The sequence below is a fragment of the Verrucomicrobiota bacterium genome (assembly GCA_016871675.1).
Taxonomy (GTDB): Bacteria; Verrucomicrobiota; Verrucomicrobiia; order Limisphaerales; family VHCN01; genus VHCN01.
The window spans coordinates 1-4,321 of the sequence record VHCN01000122.1 but is presented as its reverse complement, the minus strand read 5'-3'; the positions used below and the strand labels follow the sequence as shown (position 1 = coordinate 4,321).

Below are 4,321 nucleotides of genomic sequence, written 5' to 3'. Positions count from 1 at the left end.
CCGCGCTGCTCGGTGCCTCGCCCGGCGCCTCGGTCTCGGTGAACATTGCGCTCGAGGTCATCAAGACCTGCCTGCCGCATCTGCTCGCCAGCGCGGACGGACGCGCGAGCATGAAGCAGATGATCCCGACTTTCGATGAGGATCTGAAACAACCGGGCAACGCCGCCCTGTTCGAGAAGACGACCCGCGTGGCCGGAGAGCGGCTGCAACTCACCTCACTTCCACATTCCTGACATGCGCTACCTCGGCATCGATATCGGCTCCAGCTACATCAAGGGCGCAGTCCTTGATGCCGATGCCTTGCGGCTCTCACACATCGAACGCGAGGCCGCGCCGCCGTTCGTGAGCGGACTGGATCACAGGTTTCGCGAGATCGAACCGGAACCTCTCGTGCAAACCGTGCGCGCCGTGCTGGAGCGCTTGCACGATCACTGCCCGGATGCGGCGGGTGTGCTCATGAGCAGCCAGCTTCACGGCATGGTGCTGTGCGATGACAAAGGACGCGCGCTGACCCGCTTCATCGCCTGGCAGGATCAGCGCGCGCTGATGCCCGCGCCGGGCGGGGAGGAGAGCTGCTTCGATGTCATCGAAAGGCTCATCACACCCGGGGAGCGCCAGCAACTCGGCAACGAACGCGTGCCCGGCCTGCCGCTGAACTTTCTCTTCTGGCTCGCCAAATACCATGCCTTGCCAGCGACGGACGCGCTGCCTGCGGTGCTGCCCTATTTTGTCGCCGCGAGCCTATGCGGCGGCGCTCCGGTCTCTGATGTGACGCACGCCTACGGACACGGCGCGCTGCACATCGGGAAGCTCGACTGGCATCATGATGTGATTGCCAAACTCGGCCTCGATGCACTGCGCTGGCCGCGAATCGTTCCGCAGGGCGCGGTGATCGGCGAATGGTCGCATCGCGGTCGCTCGCTGCCCGTTTTCGCGCCGGTGGGTGACTATCATGTTTCGCAGGTCGGCGCGTTGCTCGAAGCGGATGAGTTGTCCGTGAATGTCTCCACCGGTTCGGCGGTGATCCGCATCGCCGACGGCTGCGAGACCGGTGATTTCCAGACGCGGCCCTGGTTTGACGGACGCTATCTGAATACGATCACCCATCTGCCCGCAGGCCGTGCCTTGAACGCGATGGTGCATCTGCTGACTGAACTCGCCACCGCGCAGGGCGTGACGCTGGGCGATCCGTGGGACTACATCCACGCTGGGGCGTCGCGAGCCGATGGCGCAGGCTTGCAGGTGAATCCCGCCTTCTATCCCGGCAACGCAGGAGACCACGGGGCGGTGCTGAATTTGCGCGAGGACAACATGACCGTCGGCCATCTCTTCCACGCGCTCTTCGCGGGCATGGCGGAGAACTACGCGAAGTGCGCCGCGCGCATCGCCCCAGGTCGCGACTGGAGCCGGTTGGTCTTCTCCGGCGGTGTGGCGCTGAAAAACGCTGTGCTGCGTCAACTCATCTGCGCACGCCTTGGCGATGCCCACCGGCTCGCGCCTTCGGACGAGGACACGCTCTTCGGTCTGCTCGTGCTGTCGCTCGCGTTCACCGGACGCGCGGCATCCGTGCGCGAAGCCATCGCGTTGGTGCGCGATAACCATCAACCCCAAGACTGAAATGGCCCGATTCACAAGACTGGAAGTTCTGAACAGGATTCTCGACGAGGGACTCATGCCGATCTTCTCTCATGGCGATCCAGAGACAGCGTGCCGGGTTGTTGACGCCGTCGCCGCCGGTGGTGTGACGATGTTCGAATTCACCAATCGAGCTGACCACGTCATCGAGACATATCGAGCCCTCGCGCAGCACTGCCAGCGGCATCTGCCGAAGGTCATTCTGGGTGCGGGATCGATCGTGGATGAGGCGACGGCCGCCCTATTCGTGGCCCATGGTGCCAATTTCATTGTCGGCCCATCCTACAACGAGCGCGTGGCGCGCTTCTGCAACTGCCGAAAGATCGCTTATCTGCCGGGATGCCAGACTGCCACCGAGATTGCAGCCGCTGAAGAAATGGGCGTCGAAATCGTGAAACTCTTCCCTTGCGAGGCGGCGGGTGGCCCGGGGTTCGCCAGAGCAATCCTCGGACCATCGCCGTGGACAAGGATACTGCCCACGGGCCTGCGTGATGTGTCGCAGAAAGGTCTGGCCGCTTGGTTCGAAGCTGGCGCCTGCGCGATTGGCCTCGGGCGCGAACTGATCCCCAAAGACCGCGTCGAGGCCGGCGATTACGCCGCCGTTACACGCCGGGTCCAGGAAGTCTGTGAATGGGTCAGGGACGCCCGTGCAAGCCTCACTCTCCCGCGAGGTCAGCGCCACTGCCGAGTCAATCCGGAAACTGACTGTGCGACCTAATTAGTGAAGCACTTCCCCCCACCACCTAGCCAATCAACCAACCAGACAACCATGAACAATCCCGACACCAGCAAGCACAAGCCTCTCTTTCGCGGCGTATGCGCTTCTTCCATCACACCCTTCAACGCGGACGGCACGTTTGCCCTTGCCCGGCTCAAACCACACATTGACTGGTTGATTGCCGAAGGCGTCAGCGCCATTTCCCCGCTTGGTAGTTCGGGAGAGTTTGCTGGCATGGAATCAGACGACCGCAAGCGCGTGCTGGAAGCATCCATTGAAGCCTGCGCAGGCAGGGTGCCAATCGTCGCGGGCACCCATCATGTCTCCACGCGTTTGACCATCGACCTCTCCAAGCACGCGGAGAGTGTGGGTGCAGATGCGCTGCTCATCGTGCCGCCCTACTACATGGCACCCACACCGGCCCAGACCATGGACCACTACCGGCGCATCGCCGAGGCCGTCTCCATTCCCGTGGTCCTCTATCACAATATTCCGCTGACCGGGGTGAATCTTCGCACCTCTCACCTTGCCCAGCTTTTTCGCGAGGGTGCGATCAGAGGCGTCAAGATGTCCAATGCCGAGCCCGACCGCATCTGCTCGCTGCTGCAAGAGACCGATGGGCAGCTCTCTGTCTATGCGGGCATCGATTCAGTGGCTTTTGAAGGGCTCTGCCATGGAGCCCATGGATGGATCTCCGGCATCCCAAGTATGGTGCCAGCCGCTGCGGTGAAGCTTTATCAAGCGATCTCGGTGAAGGGGGATCTGGTCTCCGCTCGGCAGATATGGGCTAAGCTTGCGCCACTCATGCGCTTGCAGTTTAGCGCCTACCACAACGGAGGCGACGGAGCCCATTGGTTCAGTGTCATGAAGGCAGGACTCAACATGATAGGCCCCGAAGTCGGCGACCCGTCGCCCCCGGTGTTGCCTCTGCCCGCAGAGTTCCTCGAGACCCTCGCCACACTGCTCCGCGACCTTGGCTACCACGTCCAAACCAAGCGCTAAACGAATCTCTCCATCCTTTCATGAAACTTATCCGCCACCAAGCCAACGGCACCATCCAGCACGCAGCCCTTCAACCCGATGGCACCGCCCGTCGCATCGAAGGCGATCTTTTCGGCAACTTCCGAGCCACCGATGAAATCGTCACGCCGGGCAAGCTGCTCGCGCCGTTGCAGCCCACCGCCATCTTTTGCATCGGCTTGAACTACCGCAAACATGCCGAGGAGAGCAACGCCGCCATCCCGCAGTATCCGGTGCTCTTCATGAAATCGCCCGGCGCGGTGCAGAACCCCGGCGATGACATCGTGCTGCCACGCCATCTCGCCAGTGATGAAGTGGATTACGAATGCGAGTTGGCCGTCGTCATCGGCAAGGCCTGCAAAAACGTCTCAAAAGCCAACGCGCTCGATTACGTGCTCGGCTACACCTGCGCCAATGATGTGAGCGCGCGCGATTGGCAGATCAAGCGCGGCGGCAGCCAGTGGTGCCGCGGCAAGACCTTCGACACCTTTGCTCCGCTGGGGCCATGCCTCGTGCTGAAAGACGAGATTCCCAATCCGAATGCGCTGCGCATCCAGACCATCCTCAATGGCAAGTCCATGCAGGACTGGAACACGAACGACATGATCTTCGACGTGCCCACGCTGATCGAGTTCCTCAGTGGCAGCACCACACTGCTGCCCGGCACGGTCATTCTCACCGGCACGCCGCAAGGAGTCGGCGCGGCGATGAAACCGCCTGTTTTCCTCCAGCCCGGCGACACCGTGACCATCGAAATCGAAAACATCGGCGCGCTCACCAACTCCGTCGTCGCGGAAGCATGATCTCAACACTTCAGCACACCATGAAAACCAAACTCAGTCTCCTTCTCCTGCTCGCCGCCGCCGGTGCCCGTGCCCAGTTGCCTGCGGAGCATGTGCACGATCTCTCGCTACCCGTCTCGCCGGAGTGGCCGTGTGTCTGGCCGGT

General features: G+C 62.1%; 5 protein-coding genes. All 5 read left to right on the top strand.

From position 1 onward, the window contains the following. Window positions 1-233: malate:quinone oxidoreductase (locus FJ386_15120; GenBank protein ID MBM3878017.1), on the top strand; the 233-nt coding region annotated here is incomplete at its 5' end. Between the two features lies 1 nt (window position 234). After that, window positions 235-1,617, top strand: coding sequence for a hypothetical protein (locus FJ386_15115; protein MBM3878016.1), 1,383 nt, complete (start codon window positions 235-237; stop codon window positions 1,615-1,617). Then, on the top strand, window positions 1,481-2,353 hold the full coding sequence (locus FJ386_15110; protein ID MBM3878015.1) for a bifunctional 4-hydroxy-2-oxoglutarate aldolase/2-dehydro-3-deoxy-phosphogluconate aldolase: 873 nt from the start codon (window positions 1,481-1,483) through the stop codon (window positions 2,351-2,353). Before FJ386_15115 ends, FJ386_15110 begins: the two co-directional genes overlap by 137 nt. Window positions 2,354-2,404: 51 nt before the next feature. Further along, on the top strand, window positions 2,405-3,355 hold the full coding sequence (locus FJ386_15105; protein MBM3878014.1) for a dihydrodipicolinate synthase family protein: 951 nt from the start codon (window positions 2,405-2,407) through the stop codon (window positions 3,353-3,355). A gap of 20 nt (window positions 3,356-3,375) precedes the next feature. Next, window positions 3,376-4,176 carry a DUF2437 domain-containing protein gene (locus tag FJ386_15100; GenBank protein ID MBM3878013.1) on the top strand — a complete coding sequence of 267 codons (801 nt, stop codon included), beginning with the start codon at window positions 3,376-3,378 and terminating at the stop codon, window positions 4,174-4,176. Window positions 4,177-4,321: the final 145 nt, after the last annotated feature.

Bases quoted from the DNA above. Each gene is read 5' to 3' on its own strand.
- FJ386_15115 (MBM3878016.1), top strand. From the start codon at position 235: ATGCGCTACCTCGGCATCGATATCGGCTCCAGCTACATCAAGGGCGCA.
- FJ386_15110 (MBM3878015.1), top strand. From the start codon at position 1,481: ATGCCCACCGGCTCGCGCCTTCGGACGAGGACACGCTCTTCGGTCTGC.
- FJ386_15100 (MBM3878013.1), top strand. From the start codon at position 3,376: ATGAAACTTATCCGCCACCAAGCCAACGGCACCATCCAGCACGCAGCC.
- FJ386_15105 (MBM3878014.1), top strand. From the start codon at position 2,405: ATGAACAATCCCGACACCAGCAAGCACAAGCCTCTCTTTCGCGGCGTA.